Annotated in this window: 19 protein-coding genes; 8 read left to right on the top strand and 11 right to left on the bottom strand. The window is 57.8% G+C overall.

Going from position 1 to position 19,888, the window contains the following annotated elements:
- Window positions 1-145 precede the first annotated feature (145 nt).
- The 6 genes from GRI44_RS08560 to GRI44_RS08535 form a co-directional block, all read right to left on the bottom strand.
- Complete coding sequence (locus GRI44_RS08560; RefSeq protein WP_232843085.1) at window positions 146-1,696, bottom strand: MFS transporter; 1,551 nt, start codon at window positions 1,694-1,696, stop codon at window positions 146-148.
- 484 nt (window positions 1,697-2,180) lie between these two features.
- Entirely contained in the window at window positions 2,181-2,846 is a 666-nt protein-coding gene (locus GRI44_RS08555; RefSeq protein WP_160601414.1) for a glutathione S-transferase family protein, read from the bottom strand.
- Window positions 2,843-3,520, bottom strand: a complete 678-nt coding sequence (locus tag GRI44_RS08550) for a dihydrofolate reductase family protein (RefSeq protein ID WP_160601413.1) — start codon at window positions 3,518-3,520, stop codon at window positions 2,843-2,845. The genes GRI44_RS08555 and GRI44_RS08550 overlap by 4 nt, the downstream gene beginning before the upstream one ends.
- 4 nt (window positions 3,521-3,524) lie before the next feature.
- Complete coding sequence (locus tag GRI44_RS08545; protein ID WP_160601412.1) at window positions 3,525-4,010, bottom strand: VOC family protein; 486 nt, start codon at window positions 4,008-4,010, stop codon at window positions 3,525-3,527.
- A 123-nt stretch (window positions 4,011-4,133) separates the two neighbouring features.
- Window positions 4,134-4,505, bottom strand: coding sequence for a DUF1428 domain-containing protein (locus GRI44_RS08540; protein ID WP_160601411.1), 372 nt, complete (start codon window positions 4,503-4,505; stop codon window positions 4,134-4,136).
- A 25-nt stretch (window positions 4,506-4,530) separates the two neighbouring features.
- Complete coding sequence (locus GRI44_RS08535; RefSeq protein ID WP_202386346.1) at window positions 4,531-4,950, bottom strand: VOC family protein; 420 nt, start codon at window positions 4,948-4,950, stop codon at window positions 4,531-4,533.
- Between the two features lie 80 nt (window positions 4,951-5,030).
- Here GRI44_RS08535 and GRI44_RS08530 point away from each other — a divergent pair, with 80 nt between their 5' ends.
- Complete coding sequence (locus GRI44_RS08530) at window positions 5,031-5,714, top strand: winged helix-turn-helix transcriptional regulator (protein WP_232843084.1); 684 nt, start codon at window positions 5,031-5,033, stop codon at window positions 5,712-5,714.
- Here the strand turns inward: GRI44_RS08530 and GRI44_RS08525 are convergent.
- A complete protein-coding gene (locus GRI44_RS08525) occupies window positions 5,657-6,148 on the bottom strand; it encodes a VOC family protein (RefSeq protein ID WP_202386284.1) in 492 nt (163 codons plus the stop codon). The genes GRI44_RS08530 and GRI44_RS08525 overlap by 58 nt on opposite strands.
- Window positions 6,149-6,284: 136 nt before the next feature.
- On the opposite strand from GRI44_RS08525, the gene ku reads away from it, so the two are divergent.
- From ku to ligD, 3 genes are read left to right on the top strand one after another with little or no spacing between them, the layout of a single operon-like run.
- Complete coding sequence (ku, locus tag GRI44_RS08520; RefSeq protein ID WP_160601409.1) at window positions 6,285-7,121, top strand: non-homologous end joining protein Ku; 837 nt, start codon at window positions 6,285-6,287, stop codon at window positions 7,119-7,121.
- A 4-nt stretch (window positions 7,122-7,125) separates the two neighbouring features.
- Window positions 7,126-7,620 carry an MgtC/SapB family protein gene (locus GRI44_RS08515; protein ID WP_160601408.1) on the top strand — a complete coding sequence of 165 codons (495 nt, stop codon included), beginning with the start codon at window positions 7,126-7,128 and terminating at the stop codon, window positions 7,618-7,620.
- Window positions 7,617-10,133 (top strand): DNA ligase D, encoded by a 2,517-nt coding sequence (gene ligD, locus GRI44_RS08510; RefSeq protein ID WP_160601407.1) that lies wholly within the window; start codon window positions 7,617-7,619, stop codon window positions 10,131-10,133. The genes GRI44_RS08515 and ligD overlap by 4 nt, the downstream gene beginning before the upstream one ends.
- A 124-nt stretch (window positions 10,134-10,257) precedes the next feature.
- Here the strand turns inward: ligD and GRI44_RS08505 are convergent, their stop codons facing one another.
- On the bottom strand, window positions 10,258-11,022 hold the full coding sequence (locus GRI44_RS08505; RefSeq protein WP_232843083.1) for a class I SAM-dependent methyltransferase: 765 nt from the start codon (window positions 11,020-11,022) through the stop codon (window positions 10,258-10,260).
- Here GRI44_RS08505 and GRI44_RS08500 point away from each other — a divergent pair.
- The gene (locus GRI44_RS08500) at window positions 10,990-11,304 is read left to right on the top strand and encodes an Rrf2 family transcriptional regulator (RefSeq protein WP_232843082.1); all 315 of its coding nucleotides are present in this window, start codon (window positions 10,990-10,992) and stop codon (window positions 11,302-11,304) included. The two genes, GRI44_RS08505 and GRI44_RS08500, sit on opposite strands and share 33 nt — an antisense overlap.
- A gap of 102 nt (window positions 11,305-11,406) precedes the next feature.
- On the opposite strand, the gene GRI44_RS08495 is transcribed toward GRI44_RS08500, so the two are convergent.
- Entirely contained in the window at window positions 11,407-11,973 is a 567-nt protein-coding gene (locus GRI44_RS08495) for a hypothetical protein (protein WP_160601405.1), read from the bottom strand.
- A 504-nt stretch (window positions 11,974-12,477) separates the two neighbouring features.
- Between GRI44_RS08495 and GRI44_RS13965 the strand changes: the two genes are divergently transcribed.
- Both GRI44_RS13965 and GRI44_RS08485 read left to right on the top strand, forming a co-directional pair.
- A complete protein-coding gene (locus GRI44_RS13965) occupies window positions 12,478-12,612 on the top strand; it encodes a site-specific integrase (RefSeq protein ID WP_232843081.1) in 135 nt (44 codons plus the stop codon).
- A gap of 249 nt (window positions 12,613-12,861) precedes the next feature.
- Window positions 12,862-13,566 (top strand): SMI1/KNR4 family protein, encoded by a 705-nt coding sequence (locus GRI44_RS08485; protein ID WP_160601404.1) that lies wholly within the window; start codon window positions 12,862-12,864, stop codon window positions 13,564-13,566.
- 67 nt (window positions 13,567-13,633) lie between these two features.
- On the opposite strand, the gene GRI44_RS08480 is transcribed toward GRI44_RS08485, so the two are convergent.
- Entirely contained in the window at window positions 13,634-13,873 is a 240-nt protein-coding gene (locus GRI44_RS08480; RefSeq protein ID WP_160601403.1) for a hypothetical protein, read from the bottom strand.
- 946 nt (window positions 13,874-14,819) lie between these two features.
- Entirely contained in the window at window positions 14,820-16,331 is a 1,512-nt protein-coding gene (locus GRI44_RS08475; protein ID WP_160602286.1) for a tryptophan halogenase family protein, read from the bottom strand.
- 279 nt (window positions 16,332-16,610) lie between these two features.
- Here GRI44_RS08475 and GRI44_RS08470 point away from each other — a divergent pair, with 279 nt between their 5' ends.
- Window positions 16,611-19,865: a TonB-dependent receptor gene (locus tag GRI44_RS08470; RefSeq protein WP_160601402.1), complete on the top strand. Its 3,255-nt coding sequence runs from the start codon at window positions 16,611-16,613 to the stop codon at window positions 19,863-19,865.
- The last annotated feature ends 23 nt before the right edge of the window (window positions 19,866-19,888 follow it).

Raw genomic sequence — 19,888 nt, 5'->3', positions numbered from 1 at the left:
ATGAACCAGGACGCTATGGGAAGCCCGGGCAGCATCAGGCGGCCCTGCCTTCAGTGTGGCGCAAGAAACGGCTGAATGTCCGAAACCGGGTGGGAAGCAGCCACGATATAGAAGTTGTCTACCGGCGGACGCCCATCTTCAGCATTTACTCGGCTTCTAGCTCACGTAGGCTGCGGCCCTGTGTCTCGCGTCCAGCCCATGCGATCATTCCTGCGGAAGCCGCTGTAGGTAAAAGCAGCGCGAGCGCCGCTCCGACCAAAGTGGGTGCGAAACCAGACAGAGCGGCGACCTGCACGGCGACACCACCGAATTTGCTGCTTCCCGCCACCAACCCAGTCGCCCTGCCGCGTGTGCCGAGAGGGTAATTTTCTGCCGTATAGGGCAGCAGCACTGCAATCGTGCCGTTCGTACCCACAATGAGAATTGCGATGACTGCAACCAGCATCGGTTCCCAGCTTAACAATTCGGCGGGTAGCAAGGCACCCAGCAAGCCAATAAGGGTCAGGCTTACGGTTCCGACCAGCGTCCATTTGCTGCTGATCCGGGCATAAAAGAAGGCTGCGAGCAGGATGGTGGGGAGGGCGAGTAGAGAAGATTTGGCGAGAATGCCGCTGGCAATTTCCGCGCTGTAACCGCGCGCTTGCAGGTCCGATGGAAGCCACAGCAGCAGGCCGAAGTTCACAAAACTCCAGCAAAGTGCGGTCACGGAAAGCGCGGCAGTCAACTGGCGATGGCCCGCGGGCGACGGGGCATCGGCGGGCGTTTGAACAGGACGGGACCTGGGTTGCAGGCCGAACTTGCGCTGCATTTCCGCCAGTTCCGCAGCCCTGCCACGCTTGGCCAGAAAAAGCGGCGTTTCCGGTATGAACCGCGCCAGCGCCAAGAGCAAAAGGCCGCTGGGGAAGCCTTGCAACCACAGTGCGCGCCAGCCATAGATCGGCTCCAGCACATAGGCTGCGCCACTTGCAGCGAGATAGCCGCCGACCAGTCCTGTTCCGCCTATCAGAACAAGCACCCAACTGCGGTGCCGCGGCGGCATCACTTCGGCAAGCAGGGTATAAATCACCGGCAACATACCGCCCGCAGAAATGCCCATCAGGAAGCACATCACGAGGTTCCACTCGAATTCCGGCATCGCGCCGCAAATGGCGGTGGAAACAAACAGGATCGTAGAAAGCAGGATGGATACCCGGCGACCGTAAATGTCCGCCAGCCAACCCCATAAAAACGAACCGATAGTCGTCCCGGTCAGGGCAACCAGGGGCAGCAGCGCTACCTGCGATCGGTCGATGCCATATTCCATCGCCATTCCTGGCAGCACGAAACCGAGCGTGGCGGGCTTCATTACATCGATAATCAGGCCAAGCGTGAGCACCAGCAGGGTAGCCGCGTGCCATCGGTTCAGCGGGGTCGAATCGGGGGCTTCGAAAGTCGTCCCGGCGTAATCGCCATGAGGGGCATGCTTCTTCGGCAAGGCACCGTAGCATGCCAGGGGGGCGCCGACGGCAATCAGCGCCATGCCCACATGCATACTCACGTCCATTGGCATTCCGGCAAGGCGGTTGCCCATCTCGTGCGCCATCCCCAACATTGGCAAATGCAGGAGCACTCCTACGCTGATCGCAGCGCAGCCCGCCCAGAAGTAGAGTGCGCGCTCGCCGACGATTGATACTTTCGGCTCCGCCCTCTTTGTCATTACCCGCGATTATCGGGAACGCGGTTCAGTGGCAAGCAGCCGAATAGGTCCGAAGGTATCGGAAATGGGATCGCCGGCTGCCGGTCGGATTTTTCAAGAAGCCTGCGAGATGCTGACAGTCTGCTTTCGGTAAAGTGCAAAACGTTGCCGAATGTCCGCAAGTGGGTCGTTCTGCGACAGTCCGCGTTTCGTAGGCTAAGAGCGATAACAGACATTAGAGGGGGGGATAATCTGGCGTCGGCTTCGCGCCCTCATGTCAGTCGTTCAAGTATCCGCTGCCCCAGCCTCAAAAGTGGTCGTTCGTCAGTTCGCTCGGGTGGGGGCAGATTGCGGAGAAAAATAGTTTCGCCTTGCGGTGGGCGTCGATTTCCTCGACCAGCAGGCTAAGCTAGTTTTCAGGATATTCGTCGCTGTCGCCGTCCCGGCCCTTGCGCATTTCGGTGAGATCGTTGGCAGTCTTCTGTCTGCCGGTCAGGGGTTTTGTTCAATCCCGGTCGGGCGCGCCGAGCGGAAAATAGTGGCGATAGGCGCGCGCACCCTCGACACATCTTGATACCGCAGGAAGGGCCAGCAGTTCGGCCCGGTAGTCGGCCACCTCGGGGCAGTCGCCGGGGATGCGCTCCACCCAGTCGCCGTAGAACAGGGCAGGTGCCGCGGCACAGGTTACTAGGCTGACATGCGGTCGCAAGGGCAGATCGTCGAACCGCTGTTCGATCCAGCGATACGCCCGCAGCAGGCCGACCTTGCCCGCTTGGACCTCGGCTGGATCGGGATTGTCGGGGTCGGCGATAAAGGCATTCACAACACGTTGCGCGCTGCCCATAACGTAATTGTCGAACACCCGATCGAGCATGCGAACCTGTGCGGCAGTGGCGGAATTGTTCGGGATGAGAGGGGCGGTGTCACAATGGTGCACTTGGAGATGCTCGACGATGGCGGTGGCCTCTACGATCACCGCGTCGCCGTCGATCAGCACCGGAAACTTGCCCGCAGGATGCACAGACTGCACGAATTCGGAGTTGGCGGGCCCGTCTGCATGCCCGGGATCGACGTCGCGAAATTCGAAGTCGGTCCCGTTGGCGTAGAGCGGGATCAGCGCTTTCCAGGTGTAGGAAGAAAACGCGTGTCCGTAGAGCGCAAGACCCGTCACCAGCTGCCCTCCTGCATGCGCTGCTGGCGCACCGCTTCGCGTTCGCTCTGCGCGGCGATCGGGCCTTCGGGTGGGTAGGGTGGCAGCATGCCACCCGGCTTGTAATGCGCCACCACCGCGCCCTGATCGGTAACCGTGTGCTGCGTCATCTCAAGCTTGTCGACGGGCGTTTCTTCGCCGAACAGGCGCTTGCCGCTGCCCAGCAGCACGGGGAAGGTCATGATGATAAGCACGTCGATGAGCCCGGCCTTGAGCAGAGCGGGATAGATTGTGCTCGATCCCTGAATGATGATGTCGGAGCCAGCCTCGGCCTTGATCCGCGCGACATCCTGCACGCCCGTCAACCGGTGGCTGTTCTGCCATTCGAGTTGCTGCTCGTTCCGGGTCAGCACATATTTGTTCGCCGCGTCGAAGGCATCGCGCATTGGCCTGTTCTCCGGCTCCTCAGCATAGGGCCAGTAGGCGGCGAAGATGTCGTAGGTCCGCCTGCCGAGGAGGAGATCATAATTGCCTGAGAAAAGGTCGGCTAGGGTTTCCTCGATGCCCGGATCCCAGATCTTGAACATCCAACCGCCTTCGTTGAACCCCGCCTGCGTGTCCTCGGTCGGGCCGCCGGGGGCCTGCATGACCCCGTCGAGCGACAGGAACGCGGCACCCGTGATCTTTCTTGCCATTGCCTCACCCCCCCTTTCGTGCGGCTTCGATCATCGCGACATCGATCTTCTGCATGGCCATCATCGCCGCGAAGGCGCGCCTCGCCTCCTCGCCGCCCGCCTGCTGCGATTCGAGCAGCGTGCGAGGCGTGATTTGCCAGGAGAAACCCCACTTGTCTTTGCACCAGCCGCATTCGCTCGGGCTTCCGCCATTGTTTATGATGGCGTTCCAGTAGCGGTCGGTTTCTTCCTGATCCTCGGTAACGACCATGAAGCTGACGCTTTCATTGGGCGTGAACATGTCGCCGCCGTTAAGGCCGGAAAAGGCGCGTCCGAGCACGGTGAACTCCACTGTCAGCGCATCGCCTGCCTTGCCGCTGGGATAGTCGGACGGAGCGCGGAAAATCGTGCCCACGCTGCTATCAGGGAACGTCTCGGCATAGAACTTCGCCGCTTCTTCCGCGTCACCATTGTACCACAGCACATTGGTGAGCTTCGCGATCTCAGCCATTCTGCATCTCCGCAATCATGAGTTGTCGATCGCCTGCGCTGCGCATCAGGCATCGCGCGCGGTGGCGATGTCGTCGGCCATCAGTTCGTACCAGACGAAGGCTCCGCGATCCTCCGACGTTGTTCAGGCCTTTTCGTCGAGGATGGTTTCGAACCCGCCGATAACCATGCGCCTGCCGTCGAAGGGCATGTCGCTGCCGTCCTCAGCACCAAACCCGGTCTTCATCCGCTCGTCCTGCATGATTTTCTCGTGCGCAGCGTCGGCGGTGGACTTGTCGGGCCAGAGCATCCAGCTGAAGACTACCTTCTCGCCTTCCTGGATGTCCACCGCGCGCCGGAAATCGGTGTGCTTGCCGTCCTTTACGTCCACCTCCCACGCCTCGACATGACCGGTGCAGCCATAGTCGCGCGCGATCGGCCAGTATTTCTCCGCCACTTCGCGATAAACGTCCTTCTTGTCGGCGGGGACTGGAACGATGAAACCGTTGACGTACATGGCTGCTCTCCTCTGGTTTGATATGTTAGCTGGTGGCCTTTTGAACGGCATCGGCGGCAAATGCCTGCATATCCATCCAGACCGTTTCCCAAGTGTGACCGTCCGGGTCTTCAAAGGCGCCGCCGTACATGAAACCCTGGTCCTCGATCGGGCGGGGTTCGCTGCCACCGGCCGCCTTTGCGGCGACATGGATCGCATCCACCGCACCCTTGTCGTCGAAGGACAGACAGTTGAGCACGCCGCTGGTGGTCTTCGCGTCGATGATCGTCTTGTTCGTGAAGGTGGAATAGAACGCATGATCGAGCAGCATGACGTTGATTGCATCGGACCACACCATGCCGGATGCCTGCTCGTTGGACATCTGGTCGTTCTTCTCGAACCCCAGCGCCTCGTAGAAAGCGGTCGACTTCGCCACGTCGGTGACGGGAAGGTTCACGAAAATCATCTTTGTCACTGCGGGCTCCTCTTTATGTGCCGCGAATCAGTACTTGAAATTGATGAGGTATTTAGTTACTAAAAGCAACTATGGAGTTACAAAAAGAAACCCAAGAGGGTCCCGCCGTGCACGGCAAGTGGTATAATGATGCCTGCGGGACCGCCTTCGGCATGGAACTGGTGGGGGAGCGGTGGTCGCTTCTGATCATACGGGAATTAATGTTCGGTCCGCTGCGATTTTCGACGCTGCGAGCCAACCTGCCCGGGATTTCGGCCAAGGTGCTGACCGAGCGACTGGAGAAGCTGGAATGGGCAGGCGTGCTGGCAAAGCGGACGCTGCCGCCGCCCTTAAACGCGCAGGTCTATGAACTAACCCACTGGGGCTATGCCGCCGAGCCGCTCATCCAGGAGCTCGGCCGCTGGGCGGCAATGTCGTCGCAGCATGATCCCACGCTGCCGCTCTCGCCGACCAGCTTCATGCTCTCGCTACGCACCATGTTGAACAGGGAAGCCGCGAAAGGCTGGAGCGCGCGCATCGGCTTTGACTTTCCCGAGGTCGCTTTCGTCGCCGATATTATTGACGGCGCTATGCCCGTGAGGCGCAAAGAGCCCAAAGATTGCGACGCTACCTTCGTGGCGCCGTCTGGCCCGCCGCTGGCAGCGATGTTCTACGTCGGAAAGACGCCTAAGGAGATGGGCGTGCGCGTCGAGGGCGATTATCTCATCGCCGAGAAATTTATGGCTCTGTTCTGCCTGCCGGAGAAGATTGGGTGATTGTCTGATGGTGGGCGAAAGCGGCACCCGGCACCCACATTTTTGCCACTGCTTTCGGACACCCAATGAAGCATAGCCATGCTCGTCAATCGACCATGCTGGGTTCCACGCAATTTCCCCGCTGTTGCCGTCCGGGTCCGAAACGTAGCCACGAAATCCGCCGTGTGTGCGCGCGTTGCCATCGCGAAGTTCAGTCCCTCAGGCAGCCACCAACCGGTCAATGAGAGGCTGAACCTTTTTTTGGCAGTTACATTGTGTGCGAGTGCAAACGCAGCACTGCTGCTGGAATTCGCGCGCTGCATGTCCTCGCTCAGAGCGGAAGCCAGCCAGGTTCCCCACACAAAGCCGTTCATTCGATAGAAGGCGATCTCGTCATTTGCGAAGATCGGCTGCCAACCGAAGCCTTCTGGCGGAAAAGCGACGGGATCGCTCAAGGCTGTCTACGCCAAGAGTAATCACTGAAATCTAGTGGTGGCAGGACAGTCCACTTTTGGCCCAATTCTACGCACGCGAAACTATTTCGCCTCTCAATCGCTGACTCAACTGACACAGTCCGAAGAAGGTGAAGGCATGGCAGCGCGCGCATATTGGCAGGGGCAGATCAGGCTCGCCCTTGTATCGATTCCGGTTGAGATTTATACCGCGACAAAATCCGGCGCGAAGATCAGCTTCAATCAAATCCACGAGCCGAGCGGAAAGCGCATCGCTTACGAGAAGGTCGTTCCCGGTATCGGACCGGTCGACCGCGATGAGATCATCCGTGGCTACGAAGTTTCCAAAGGCAATTACGTGCTGCTCGAGGACGAGGAAATCGAAGCGGTCAAGATCGAGAGCAAGCGCACACTCGAGCTCGTCCAGTTCGTAGACACCTGCGAAATCGACCCCTTATATTACGACAAGCCTTATTACGTCGCACCACAGGACGAACTGGCCGAGGAAGCGTTCATCGTGTTGCGCGAGGCGCTGCGCAAGGCAAAGAAAGTCGCACTAGGACAGCTTTCGATGCGCGGCAGTGAGAAACTGGTCGCAATCAAGCCATGTGGAAAGGGAATGCTGTTGGAAACGCTGCGCTATGCTGACGAAGTGCGAAAAGGCCAGTCGTTCTTCGCCGACATCGACGATACGAAGCCGAAGAAAGACCTCCTCGACTTAGCGACTACCCTGATCGAGCAAAGGACCGCGCCTTTTGATGCGAGCGAGTTCGAGGACCGATATGTCGACGCGCTGCGCAAGCTGATCGACAAGAAGGCCAAGTCGAAGAGCAAGAAGGCGATCATTGAGGATTTGGACAAGCCTGGCGCTGCGAACGGCTCAAACGTGATCGACCTGATGGCGGCGCTGAAGAAATCTGTCGGTGAGAAGAAGCCTCCCGCAAAGCCGGCCGCCAAACGCAAAAAAAGTGCCTGATCCGATGGAACTCAACGACCCTGTCCTCGTCCACTGGTTCGACTGGGATTTGCTCTCGCGGCTCGGTATAGCAGCGGTGCTCGGTCTGCTTCTCGGCCTTGACCGCGAATTGCGCGGTCATGCCGCGGGCATGAGGACCCACGGTCTAATCTGCTTCTCCGCCGCCGCGATGACCGTATCGATCCTTGCGCTCTATACCGATCTCGGCGGACAGCGGATGGATCCGTTGCGTGTCTACGAGGCAGCAGGATCATTCATCGGCATCATTGGCGCTGGTCTGATAGTGTTCAACAGAGGTCAGGTGCACAACCTGACTACTGCCGCGCACCTGTGGCTCGCTGCGGTAATTGGCATCGCTTGTGGGGCGGCACAATGGCCACTGGTCGCCATTGCTGCGTTTATCAGCATTGTAATGCTCACGTTACTGCGGCTGGTCGAGCCCAAGGGTCGAAACCGAAACCTCGACAGTGAAGCGGCCGATGAACTGGATGAGCAATGAGCAAGAGCGCCGACCCGCTCGCCACCTACAAGGCCAAGCGTGATTTCAAGCGCACTAATGAACCTTCTGGCGAAGCCCGCAGCAGCGAGGCCGGCAACATCTTCGTCGTCCAGAAGCACGACGCCACCCGGCTACACTGGGACCTGCGTCTCGAAGTCGACGGGGTGCTGAAGAGCTGGGCAGTAACCAAGGGGCCCTCCCTGGATCCCGAAGTCAAGCGGCTGGCGGTTCTGACCGAAGATCACCCAATGTCCTATGCCGAGTTCGAAGGCACCATCCCAAAGGATGAGTATGGTGGCGGGACGGTCATGATATGGGACCGCGGCATCTGGTCGCCGATCACGGGTAAGTCGGCCAAGGATTTAGAGAAGGGACACTTGCACTTTACGCTTCATGGTGAGCGAATGAAAGGCGAGTGGCTTTTGATACGGCTGAAGAAAAAGCCGGGAGAGAAACGGGAGAACTGGCTGCTGCGGAAGCTGCAGGACGGCCACGCCAAGGAAGGCGAAGCGCTAGTCGAGCGCGCGCTGACCAGCGTATTGACCGGGCGCTCGATGGCGGAAATTTCTTCGGACAAAGGGGGCGAATATTTGCCTGCTGGCATGAAGGGCGATGCCTTTCTCGCCCATATCGGGAAGACGTCCTCGCGCAATGCCGGCAAAGAGAAACGAGACAATCACAGCTCTGCGCCGCTGCCGAAATTCCGCAAGCCACAACTCGCCACTCTGGTTGACGATGTGCCGACCGGAAATAGCTGGATGCATGAGATCAAGTTCGACGGCTATCGCGCGATGATCGCGGCAAAAGGCGAACAAGTTCGGATTTATACCCGTAATGGGAAGGACTGGACCGACAAAGTCGCGCCACTTGTCGCTGCACTCGCCGCGCTCGACCTGCCCGATTGCCTGATCGACGGCGAAATTGTCGCGACAGATGCCAAAGGCAATCCTGATTTCTCGACGCTGCAGGGCGTGCTTAAGCGCGGCCATGGCTCGCAGGGGAAGGACGATGCTTTGCAGTTCCATGCCTTCGATCTGCTCGAACTTGCCGGGGAAGACCTGACGGCGCTTCCCAACATCGAACGCAAGGAAAGGCTCGAGGCGCTGCTGTCGACCACTGAACCCCCGGTCTTTCTCGCCGACTACGTCATCGGTGCGGGCGAGAAACTCTATAAGGCGATTTGCGGATTGGGGCAGGAAGGTATCATCTCCAAGAAGATGGACGCGCCCTATCGCCATGCCCGCAGCAAGGCCTGGGTGAAAGTGAAGTGCACACGGCGGCAGGAATTCGTGATCGTCGGCTGGAAAGAGTCATCGGCCAGGGCACGGCCCTTTTCATCACTCCTCATGGCCCAGCACGAAGGCGGTGAGCTGGTCTACAAAGGCAATGTCGGGACCGGTTTTGCCGGCGATGATTTTGACGAGCTCGGTCCCAAGTTCGCACGTCTCGAGCGGAAAACTCCACCTGTCAAAGTCGACAAGGCCAGCGCGCGCGGCGTCACCTGGATAACGCCTAAGCTGGTTGCCGAAGTCGCCTTTGCCGAATTTACCGCAGATGGTAACATTCGCCACGGCAGCTATCTCGGCCTGCGCCGCGACAAGGCTGCCAAGGCGGTGAAACCCGAGAAGGCTGCCCCAACGCCCGCTGCAGAGGGGGGAGTCGAAATCTCTAGCCGTGAGCGGTTGATCTTTCCGGACAGCCGCCAAACCAAGGGTGATCTTGCCGATTACTACGCAGCGGTCGCAGACATCATGCTGCCTTTCGCAGGACACCGTCCGATCAGCCTGGTTCGGTGTCCCCAGGGCCGCGCTCGCAAATGCTTTTTCCAAAAGCATGACACTGGCGCGTTCGGCGATGCGGTGCATCACATTCCCATCCAGGAGAAGGGCGGCGGGACGGCAGATTATATCTCCGTTAAAGACGCGCGCGGCATTCTGCAATGCGTGCAGATGGGAACGATCGAGTTCCACCCGTGGGCGTCGCGCAGCGATTCGGTCGACAAGCCAGACCGTATGATCTTCGACCTAGACCCTGACGAGAGCGTCGATTTTGACAGCGTGAAAAGCGCTGCGAGGACCATCCGCGACCGGCTAGCCGACCTTGGCCTGACGAGTTTCGCCATGCTCTCGGGCGGTAAGGGCGTGCACGTGATCGTGCCGCTGACACCTGATCACTCATGGGATGCGCACAAGGATTTCGCCCGCCGCTTCGCCGAAGCGGTCTCATTGGTCGAGCCGGAACGCTTCACGGCGACGATGAGCAAGACTAAGCGAAAAGGCAGTATCTTCATTGACTGGCTGCGCAACCAACGCGGAAGTACGGCTGTCGCACCCTATTCCGCACGGGCGCGCAGTGGGGCGCCGGTTGCCGCGCCGATTGCTTGGAACGAACTCACGTCGATGAAAGATGCAAAGGCCTTCGGCATCGGCGATGCCCAGCAGCTGATCGATCGCAGTGCTGCGAAATCGCTCGCCGGATGGGGTTTTGCGGAGCAAGGGTTGCCCGATATCTAGCGCCCTGCATTAGCGTGATAGAGCAAAAGCGGACGAGCTGCCCATCAGCCGTGCGGCCGCTTTGCCATTCCAAACGCCTGTAAGCGCACAATTCGCAAACGGCCCATTTTCGGCCAGCAAACCTTTACGCGGTGGCGACCCAACCTCGGAGGCTGAAGGCCGCGTAGAAAATGTCCGGGTCGCAAAAACCTGCGTCGCGCAGCATCGCTTCGGTTTCGTTCGGCGTATGGAGGCTAAGGCGGTGATGCATCATCGCTGCCCTTGCGGCTGCTTCGCTGCTCTCGATTCCCCCACCCTGGCTGAACGAGACTGATCGCGCGAGCCAAACTTCGGGATTAACACCGATCGCCGCATGTTCTGAAAAAACAAAACGGCTGCCGGGGCGCAACCTGCGGCGGATCGACCGAAGAATTCGCAGCTGCTCAGAGCTTTCGACATGATGAAGTACGAAAAGGCAGGTAGCCCCATCGAACGTTTTTACGGGAACGTCGTCCACAATCCCCTCGATCAACTCGACCCGCTCATTGATGAGCTTCGTTGTTTGGCAAGCCAGGGTGAGCATTTCGGCCGATGGATCGACACCTACGAAACGCCAGTTCGGCCTTGTGCCGCCCATCGCGGCGATCTCCATCCCTCCGCCTGCGCCAACGACCAGGATATCTGCGACATCCGGCGCCGCCTCGGCGAGCAGCTGGGCCGTCATGCGGTGCAGATCGTGAAGCCCGGGTACGTTAGAGACACCCGCCTTTCCGACGTGCTGCACGTGCTCCTTCACATGGCCACTGGAGATAAACCGCTGACCTCTTAGGTGCTCGCTAAAAGCATGGGGACCAATCCTGCCGTATTCCGACGGACAATGGCCGGCCTGCGCGAGGCGGGCATTGTTCAATCAGGCAGAGGAAATGGCGGCGGCTGGCGTTTGAATCGTGCTTTGTCGGAGATTAGATTAGGTGACGTACATAACGCCTTGGGGCAGCCGAACCTGTTTGCCATCGGGAATCGAAATCGTCCGAGCGAATGCCTCATCGAACGCAACGTCAATGCGGCGATAGCTGACACGATGAACGCCGCGACATCCATATTCTTGGACCGCTTCGATGAGATCACGTTGAACATTCTAAAGCCGACCGTCGCCGACCCATCAGGAAACCATGCCTCAAACCACAGATAAAGTGGGCGATAGCGCTGGCGAGATTAACTCCAGGGGCACGACTGCGTTAGCAGGTCCGATACGCAGAAGCCGACAGTCCGCGATCGGCCCAATTCGCGACCTTCAATTAGGCAGGAGTTTTGCCAGGCTGCTGACGATCTGCGCAAGAGCCGATTGATCGAAGACCCAATTGCGAAAACGTGGGTTCCAGCGAGCGCGCCCCTTGCAGCTCGCCTTTACCGCCGCGATCAGCTCGTCACCCGGGTCGTTGCGCAAAGTTAGCCGCCCATCGGCAAGCCGGGTGATCGTTACGTTTCCGAGCTTGCTCTCAATGACCTGTGGCAGCTCTGAAGCTTCTTCCGATTTGGGCAAAGGACCCGATAAGCGAAGTATCTTCTCCCATTCGCGTGCCAGCGGAGTGTGTGCGTCGCGAAACTTTGTCCCTAGAGTGCGCAAATCCTCTTCTGACATACCATTTATGAGGTGACGCCCGAGCATGCCAAAAGCCGCTACTACTCCGACCTTTTCGTCGGCCTGCTTGTTCCACCACTGACCGAAGTTATCAGACTTCACGACATGATCTTCCGGGCCCAAATGCTTGCGACTGATGCTGGACGTTGGTGAGATCAGCACCACTGGCACGATAGTCCGAATTGTCGAGATCCCGTTCGCCGAAAGCCATTCCTTCAACAGGATGACTTGCCGCCGTGCCTGATTGATAGGCGATGCTATGGAGACGGGGGTGCGCCCTTGCCCTCCAGGACTCATGCTGCTCCGATGGGTGTAGGGCTGCTTTACCTCGACATTGTACTGAAAGCGGACCGTTCCTTAACGGCCCAAAATCTTGCCAATCCAGCGTGCGTTAATCGGCCAATCATCGCCGAGGAGGTGAACCATGGGATACTCACGATTTGACCTCGCTATGCAGACTCGCGCAGCTTGGAGCGCTACCAGACGTCGGCACCAAGCGGCCTCCGACGCAGCCGCAAATTTGGGCGATCCGCTTTTGCCTTGATCGCGTGGCTGGAACGTAGAGGCAGATCAATTGGGAATTATCTGTTCTGTAGCCGCACCGACCAGGCGGGCCATGTGAGCACGCGACAGTCTGCACCACTCGTAGACAAATGAGTCACTGCGCTCGCACATCGCAAAGCGAAATTTGGGACGTATTCGTTTCGCCGAACGAAGGCGGCGATGATCTACCGCAAGACCTGGAACATCCGCGCGATCCATATCCTGCTCGGCCACACGAAGATCGAAAGCACTGCGCGCTATCTGGGCGTCGACTTCGAAAACGCTTTGCTCTTAGCCGAGCGAGGTGAAATCTAGCCCACGAAGCGGTCGCTCAACAGCTCTGATTGACCGCTTCCAGGCCGGGAAGATCATGCGATAAGCGGCCGAGATTGGGTGGCAAGCTGACATTAGGAATTTCATCTTATAAAGATTACGTAGACGATCATGGACCCAACTAGGCGCAACTTGATAATCGGCGGCACCGTGCTTGGTGTGTGCACCATTGGTGGGCTGCTACCTCTTGTCTGCACAATGCGCCAGATCAACCGAAATGAAGCTATGACGATGAACAGCATTCCTAAGCGCCCAGAAGGTGAAGCGAAGCCGAAGCTGGAGGAAGATATCGCGCCAGTCCTAGCGCGGTTGGACGCTTGGTATGCGGCCAATCTGCCAGCGGACAAATATGTGTTCAATCCGCCGGCAGATGATGCGCAAATCAATGCGTTCCAGGAAGTTGTCGGCTTTGAAATGCCGCGCTCATATCGCCAATTATACAGGTGGCACGATGGCGAAAACGACGACCGCTGGGGTCATATCTACGGGCTTCCAATACTGCCGCTTCAACAAGCGGCCACCGAATGGCGGCAGTGGAAAAAGACGTTGGCAGATATCGGCGGCAATCCTTACGCAATTCGCGGCGGGGCGTGGCCTCAGGGTGCGGTGGATCCAGCCTACACAAATCCTGGCTGGATACCGCTGACGGCAGATGGGTCCGGTGGCCACATCGGTCTGGATTTCGACCCATGGCCCGGTGGCCGAGTAGGCCAGATAATCCTGTTCGGGCGTGATGAAGATGTAAAAGTGGTGCTTGCGGATTCTCTCGGTCAGTTTCTCGAGTGGATTGCAGAATTGCTGGAGAGCGGGAACTTCAGACTAAGCGTTGCTGCAGACGAAGTGGTGTTGCGGCAATTCAGGCTGAAGCAGCCGCCAGCCGACCACTTCCATGACGGTGTTCGCAATCTGTTGGGCGCGCCCGGCCAGTTCTTGTGAACTGAACCTCGGATCGAACGACCGCTCATGTTTCGAGTGCTGCTAGTCTGATTCCATCAGAAACTCGCTATAAGCGGACAGGCTGATTTTGGTGAATTCGAAAACGCTGTTGAGCGGCAAGAACTGGGTGGTTAGCCGCCATCAGAAAAACTAGGCTCAGCAGATGCAACAGGATCCGATCTATTTGTGAAACCGAAGTCACGATTTGCAGCGAACGTATCGCCGTGACCGCCGTTTCATAAAAGGTCTTGCCATTATTTGGTCCGCAGCGTTTGGAGCACTCCTGTTGGTTGGGATAGTCGATCAACTGGCAGGGCTTCAGTGGGTCTTTTCGTCCATTGAGCTTTGGCTTTTCCTCGGTTTCATTGGCGGCGGCGTGTTGTGGCTGTTCACCACCCTAGTCGCCAAAATCAACCTGCGATACGTTCGGCAGACCTATGGTCCCGATTGAGTGAGCGAGGAAAGTGAGCGGTGGTAGCGAATATCAGGAATTGGGTCGCTTCCAGACGGTGTGTCTTTATTTTTCGCAAAATCAGCCAGAATGTCGTAACGGTTGCAAGCCACTGTTTTTTCATCATGTGAACGAACGGGTGCTAATCGTCGTCCCGGCTGTAAAAACGAGCGTCAGCATTGTCTAACAAAGCCGCCGTTTGATCATCCTTGAGCTAATTTAAGCCTTCGAGCGGACGAAAGATGAAATCTCATGGCCGAATTAAATGGCCCAAAAATTTAACAATAATGCTGGGGCACAAAGTAGGGTATATTTTCTGATGGGGAGGTAAGAGCATTTAGAATTTAATAATTTACGGCTTTTATAGAATTCCAACGTCTGCGCCAGATTTTCATGGATCAATCCAGTTGATCCAGACGCGATGCAATTGTGGGTGCTACACTCGATTATGATAATTAGTGCGCCGCCTGCCGCAGGCTGAGGATCGTTCGAGATTTACGCCAGACGATTTCCCCCTTCGCTGCAATCACGAACTCCGGGCGGCATCGTGCGTCTTATCCGCCACGAACGTACGAGGGCAAAGATGAGCTAATCTGGTGGTTCAGTCGCGACAACTGCGCGGCCGGTTACGGCGCTGCAATATTCTGCGTCCGCTGGTGCATGACGGGCCGCCCGTGAGGCGTTGCTTCGACGGCTCGGATCGCCGCTGACATGATTCTTTTTGGCCGGCTGGCCGACGCCGCTCGTGCCAGCCAACATCTACGCGCCTATGTGCGCGGCATGGATAATTTAGTCGAGCGTTTCACAAGGGCGGGGCGGGGCAATATTTGCTTACATATTGCTCGTGCGTTGGCATCTGGCTGATCAGGAAGCGGATGGATTTTTCCATTTCGTCCAGTTCCTTGCGGGTTGCAGCCGGGTCCAGCACATCGGCCATGGGATTGTGGCCCTGCATCGCAATGCCCTGGCCCATCATCACTGCTGCCCAGCTGGTTTCGGTGAACAATTCATCCTCTTCGCGGAACACCAGCCCGTTGGTCCTGAAAATTTCCATCTTTTCGGTCAATGTGTCGGGCACGCTCATGTTCCGGCAGTAATTCCAGAATTCGGAATCGTCGCGCTGTGTGGCATTATAATGGAGGATCAGGAAATCCCGGATGCGGGCATATTCCTTGCCGGTCAGCCGGTTAAACGTGCTTTCCATGGCAGGGGTGATGCCGTCCAGCGACAGCATTGCCATCAGCTTGTCGATACCGGTGTTGATGAGATGGATCGAGGTTGATTCCAGCGGCTCCATGAACCCTGCCGACAGCCCGAGCGCGACCACATTCCTGTTCCAGAATTTCTTTCTGCGGCCCGTGGTAAAACGAAGGAAATTAGGATCAGCCGTGGGTTTGCCGGCAAGGTTCCCGACGAGGATGCCATGCGCTTCGTCATCACCCATATATTCGCTGCAATAGACATGGCCATTGCCGTTGCGATGCTGCAGCGGCACGTGCCATTGCCAGCCTGCCGAATGGGCAGTGGCGCGGGTAAAGGGGGATGGCGGGCTGCCGTCGTCGCGGTTGCATGGCAAGGCGACGGCCCTGTTACATGGCAGCCAGTGGGACCAATCCTCATAGCCTGTTTCCAGCGCCTGTTCGATAAGCAGGCCTCGAAAACCGGAGCAATCGATAAACAGGTCACCTTCCAGCGTGTGCCCATCATCCAGCGTGATGGAGGTGACAAACCCGCTTTCGCCGTCCACCGCCACATCATTTACGCGCCCTTCACGGCGTACCACGCCGCGCGAATGTGCCAGTTGGCGAAGGAAAGCAGCGTACCGCCCCGCATCCAAATGATAGGCATAATTGACAGGTGGCAGGTCATCGCGGGTGTAATCCGCCGTGCGCGAAAATTTCCCGAAATGCGCAGCCATGGTTTCAACGTTGAAAACCTGGATCGGGCGTTTGTCGCCCAACTCGCGAAACTTGTGCCACACCTGCATGAAGGAAATGCCGCCCATTGTGTAACCATAGGCACCGAATGGATGGATGTAGCTGTCACCCTGGTTGCCCCAGTTGACGAACTGGATGCCCAGTTTGAACGTGGCCTGCGCAGCGGCCATCATTTCCTGTTCCGTGACCCCAAGCAGGCTGTTGAAATCCACAAAGGGGGGAATGGTTGCTTCGCCTACGCCAACCGTGCCGATCTGTTCGGATTCCACCAGCGTGATGGACAGGGCCCGGCCGGGCTTGTTCAGCCGCGAGAGCGCTGCTGCAGCCATCCAGCCAGCAGTCCCGCCGCCGACGATAATGATTTTCTCGATCCCCATACAGTCCTCTTCTTGCACTTCATCCGCGCCCGCGCCAGTGCCAATACAAGGGCCGGACCGCGCGCAATGCCAAGTGCCAACATGAGTAATGTGAACGTTCATTTTACCCTTGTGAACGCTCACATTATGCGGTAGGCAAAAGGCATACAAGACAAATTTACGGGTATTATACTCGTCTCTGGGGAGGGTTACTTGTTCTACACAAACTCGATTCGAGTGGCGTCATCGCGCCGTTTTCTCGCGCTCAGCACGGCTTCCGGCCTTGCTCTGTCGGCGGTTATGGCCGCGCCTGCAATGGCGCAAGATGCGCCGGTTGATGAAGAAGTGGTTGTGGATGATGACAATGTCATCATCGTGTCGGGCTTCCGCGGCGCGCTGGAAAGCGCGCAGAATATCAAGCGCAATGCCGACACATTTGTAGATGTGGTTTCTGCCGAAGATATCGGCGCCTTGCCTGACCGTTCGGTGGCCGAAGCGCTGCAGCGCGTTCCCGGGGTGAATATCGGCCGGTTTGAAAAAACCACTGACCCTGATCGCTTCTCGGTTGAAGGCACCGGCGTTATCATCCGCGGCCTGCCCTATGTGCGTTCAGAACTGAACGGCCGCGACATCTTCTCGGCAACAGGCGGGCGGGTCCTCAGTTTTGACGATGTGTCGCCAGAACTTCTTGGCCGGGTCGAAGTGTTCAAGAATTCCACCGCAGACCTAATTGAAGGCGCAATTGCCGGCACCGTAAATCTGGTGACGCGCAAGCCGCTTGATCGCAGGGGCCCGCATCTGGCTGGTTCGATCGAAGCGAACTATGGTGATCTGCGTGAAGAATGGTCGCCGACAATCAACTTGCTGGGGTCCACCACTTACGAATCCGATGCAGGTAATCTCGGCTTCCAGCTTGGTTATTCCAAATCCAAATTGAAGAGCCGGACGGATGCATCGCAGGTTGCCGATCCATGCTACCGTGTAAGCACATTTGATGGGCCCTGCCTTCGCGCGGTATCCGTCGGGTCGGGCGGCTTTGTCGGTGATCCCAACTTTGACGCGTCGAACTTCCCGCCCGCAGGCGCACTTGTTGTGCCAAAGGGTGCAGGCGTGCGCACGACCAATCTCGACCGTAATCGCGAAGCGTGGTCTGCGGTTGTTCAATATGAAGATCCAACCGGCGATTTTTCCGCAACCTTTGAATGGCTGCGGTCAGAAACCACGTTTGATACTGAAGAATATGCCTTGATTTCGCGCGTCGACGACGAACTGCTGTTCCCTGTGCCTGCTGCCGGCAGCACATGGCAGTTTGACGAAAATGGCGTGTTCGAGAAAGGCGTTCTGACGCAGCGCCCTGGCGATGCCTATGCAACGCCATTTGGCCGCGGCGGCATTCCGATTGATTCGCTGCGCTTCCTTCGCGGCGCGCGGTCAGTGACCCAGGATTTCTCCTTCGATGCTGACTGGAACATTACGGACCGCCTCCGGGTAAATTTCGAAGCCCAGCGCATCAATTCCGATCTGCGACGCGATTCCGTCTTCGGTGCTCTCAGCACATTTGCCAATGTCGACCTCGATCTTACGGGCAAGACGCCGCAAGTGCAGTTCATTGCCCCGCCAGGTTCGCCGGCAGACTATTTCTCCTCTGGCGAAAGCACCTATTACTGGTTCGGGCTGGATAGCCGCGAGAAGAACGAAGGCGAGATGGACAGCCTGCGTTTTGACGCAGAATATGACATCAGCGACGACGGGTTTTTGAAGCAGGCACGGTTCGGCGCACGATGGGCTGACCGTGACCGGACCACCCGCAACACCAACTTCAGCACCTGGGGCAACCTTTCTGCGCCTTGGGCTGGCCGTGCCGGCTGTGCGCCGTGGAATGAAGGCCCCGGTTGCGCTGCAACGGGCGGATTTGTTCCCGGGCGCTGGTTCACTGGCCTGCCGGGCCAGGAATTTGCCATTGCCGGCGGCGCATTCACGGACGAATTTCCCAATTACTCGCAGTATCGCGATGTATTCGCGGATGGTTTCCAGCGGGGCAAGGCACCAACGCCGATTGAAAACGGCGCAGGCTATTTCTTTGGCGGCGATGATTTCCTCGCCGAATATCTGTCCGGCCTGACAGATCAGCAATTTGCCGAGATCCAGGAATTCGGCCAGTCGCCCGAGCGTTTCAATTATGGTGTAAACGGTCGTTCGCGGCAGGATCCGCTGACTGGCGAGATCATCCCTTGCGATATCGAAGGGGTCTATTGCCCCGGTGAAGTTTCGACAGTTTCAGAAGTCACGAAAGCGGCATACGCCCGGATCGACTATGGGCATGATTTTGCCAATGGCATGGCTCTGACAGGCAATTTTGGCCTGCGATATGTCGAAACAACGGTGTCGAGCGGTGGCCGCATCGGTTTCCCTTCGGCTGATCGCTTCGATAATCCAGCTGGCTTCGGCAACGGTGACGGCATTGTCCAGGTCTCGGAAATCGACGCAAGCTGTGCCGGACCCGCAGTGCCGGGGATTCCCCGTGGGTATTGCGATTTGTCGGCTGCCCGCAAAGCGGAGTTCGCTTCGGCGTTCACTGGCGAGATTATCAACGACAACCGCAAAATCCGGTTCGATAACTGGCTGCCCAGCTTCAATGCCAAGCTTGATGTAGGCAATGGGTTGCTGTTCCGTGCAGCGGCGTCGAAAGCCATTTCGCGCCCTGACCTGCAACTATTCCGCGCAGGTGGCGGCATTGGCGACAACACCAATGCCCTGAAACTGGCAAACACATTGGAAAGTGGCCCCTTGTTTGCCTTGCAGACGGGTAACCGCAACTTGCGTCCGGTTTCGGCGTGGAATTACGACCTGTCTGCCGAATGGTATTTCGACGCGGTCGGTTCGATTACTGTTTCCGCGTTCCTGAAAGACATTCAGGGTATTGTGAACACTGGCTTCGAGACGGTGAATTACATCAGCGACAGCGGCGTATCGGCTGACGTGCAGGTCGAAGGCCCGATCAATGATCAAGGCGGCAATCTGAAGGGCTTCGAAATTGCCTATCAGCAGACGTATGACTTCCTGCCGGGACTGCTGAGTGGCCTGGGTTCGCAGCTTACCTACACCTATGTAGACGGAAGCGACTTCTCGAACCCGAACCTGGCCGCAGTCGGCCAGCCTTCGGTGGTCACAGGGGTCAACGATCTGGGTGGTGGGGCATTTGTCTCCCAGCAACCGCTCGCTGGCTTGTCCAAGCACACTGTCAACGCCACCGTCTTTTACGAGATGGGCCCGCTGGCAATGCGCGCCGCCTATAACTGGCGGTCAGCATTCCTGATCACACCACGCGATGACATCTTCCCGTTCTCGCCAATCTATCAGGAATCGACCGGACAGCTTGATGCGTCGATCTTCTATGCGGTGACGGACAATATCAAGCTGGGTGTCCAGGGTGTTAATCTTCTCGACGAAGTGACGCGGACTTCGCAAGTGGTCGATTTTGACGGAACACGGGTAACGCGTTCGGCATTCCGCAATGACCGGCGCTTCTCGTTCATCGCCCGCTTCGATTTCTAGAGGCTTCTGGAATTTGTAACCAA

This window comes from Allopontixanthobacter confluentis (genome assembly GCF_009827615.1).
Taxonomy (GTDB): Bacteria; Pseudomonadota; Alphaproteobacteria; order Sphingomonadales; family Sphingomonadaceae; genus Allopontixanthobacter; species Allopontixanthobacter confluentis.
This window is presented reverse-complemented; position numbering and strand designations above follow the sequence as displayed.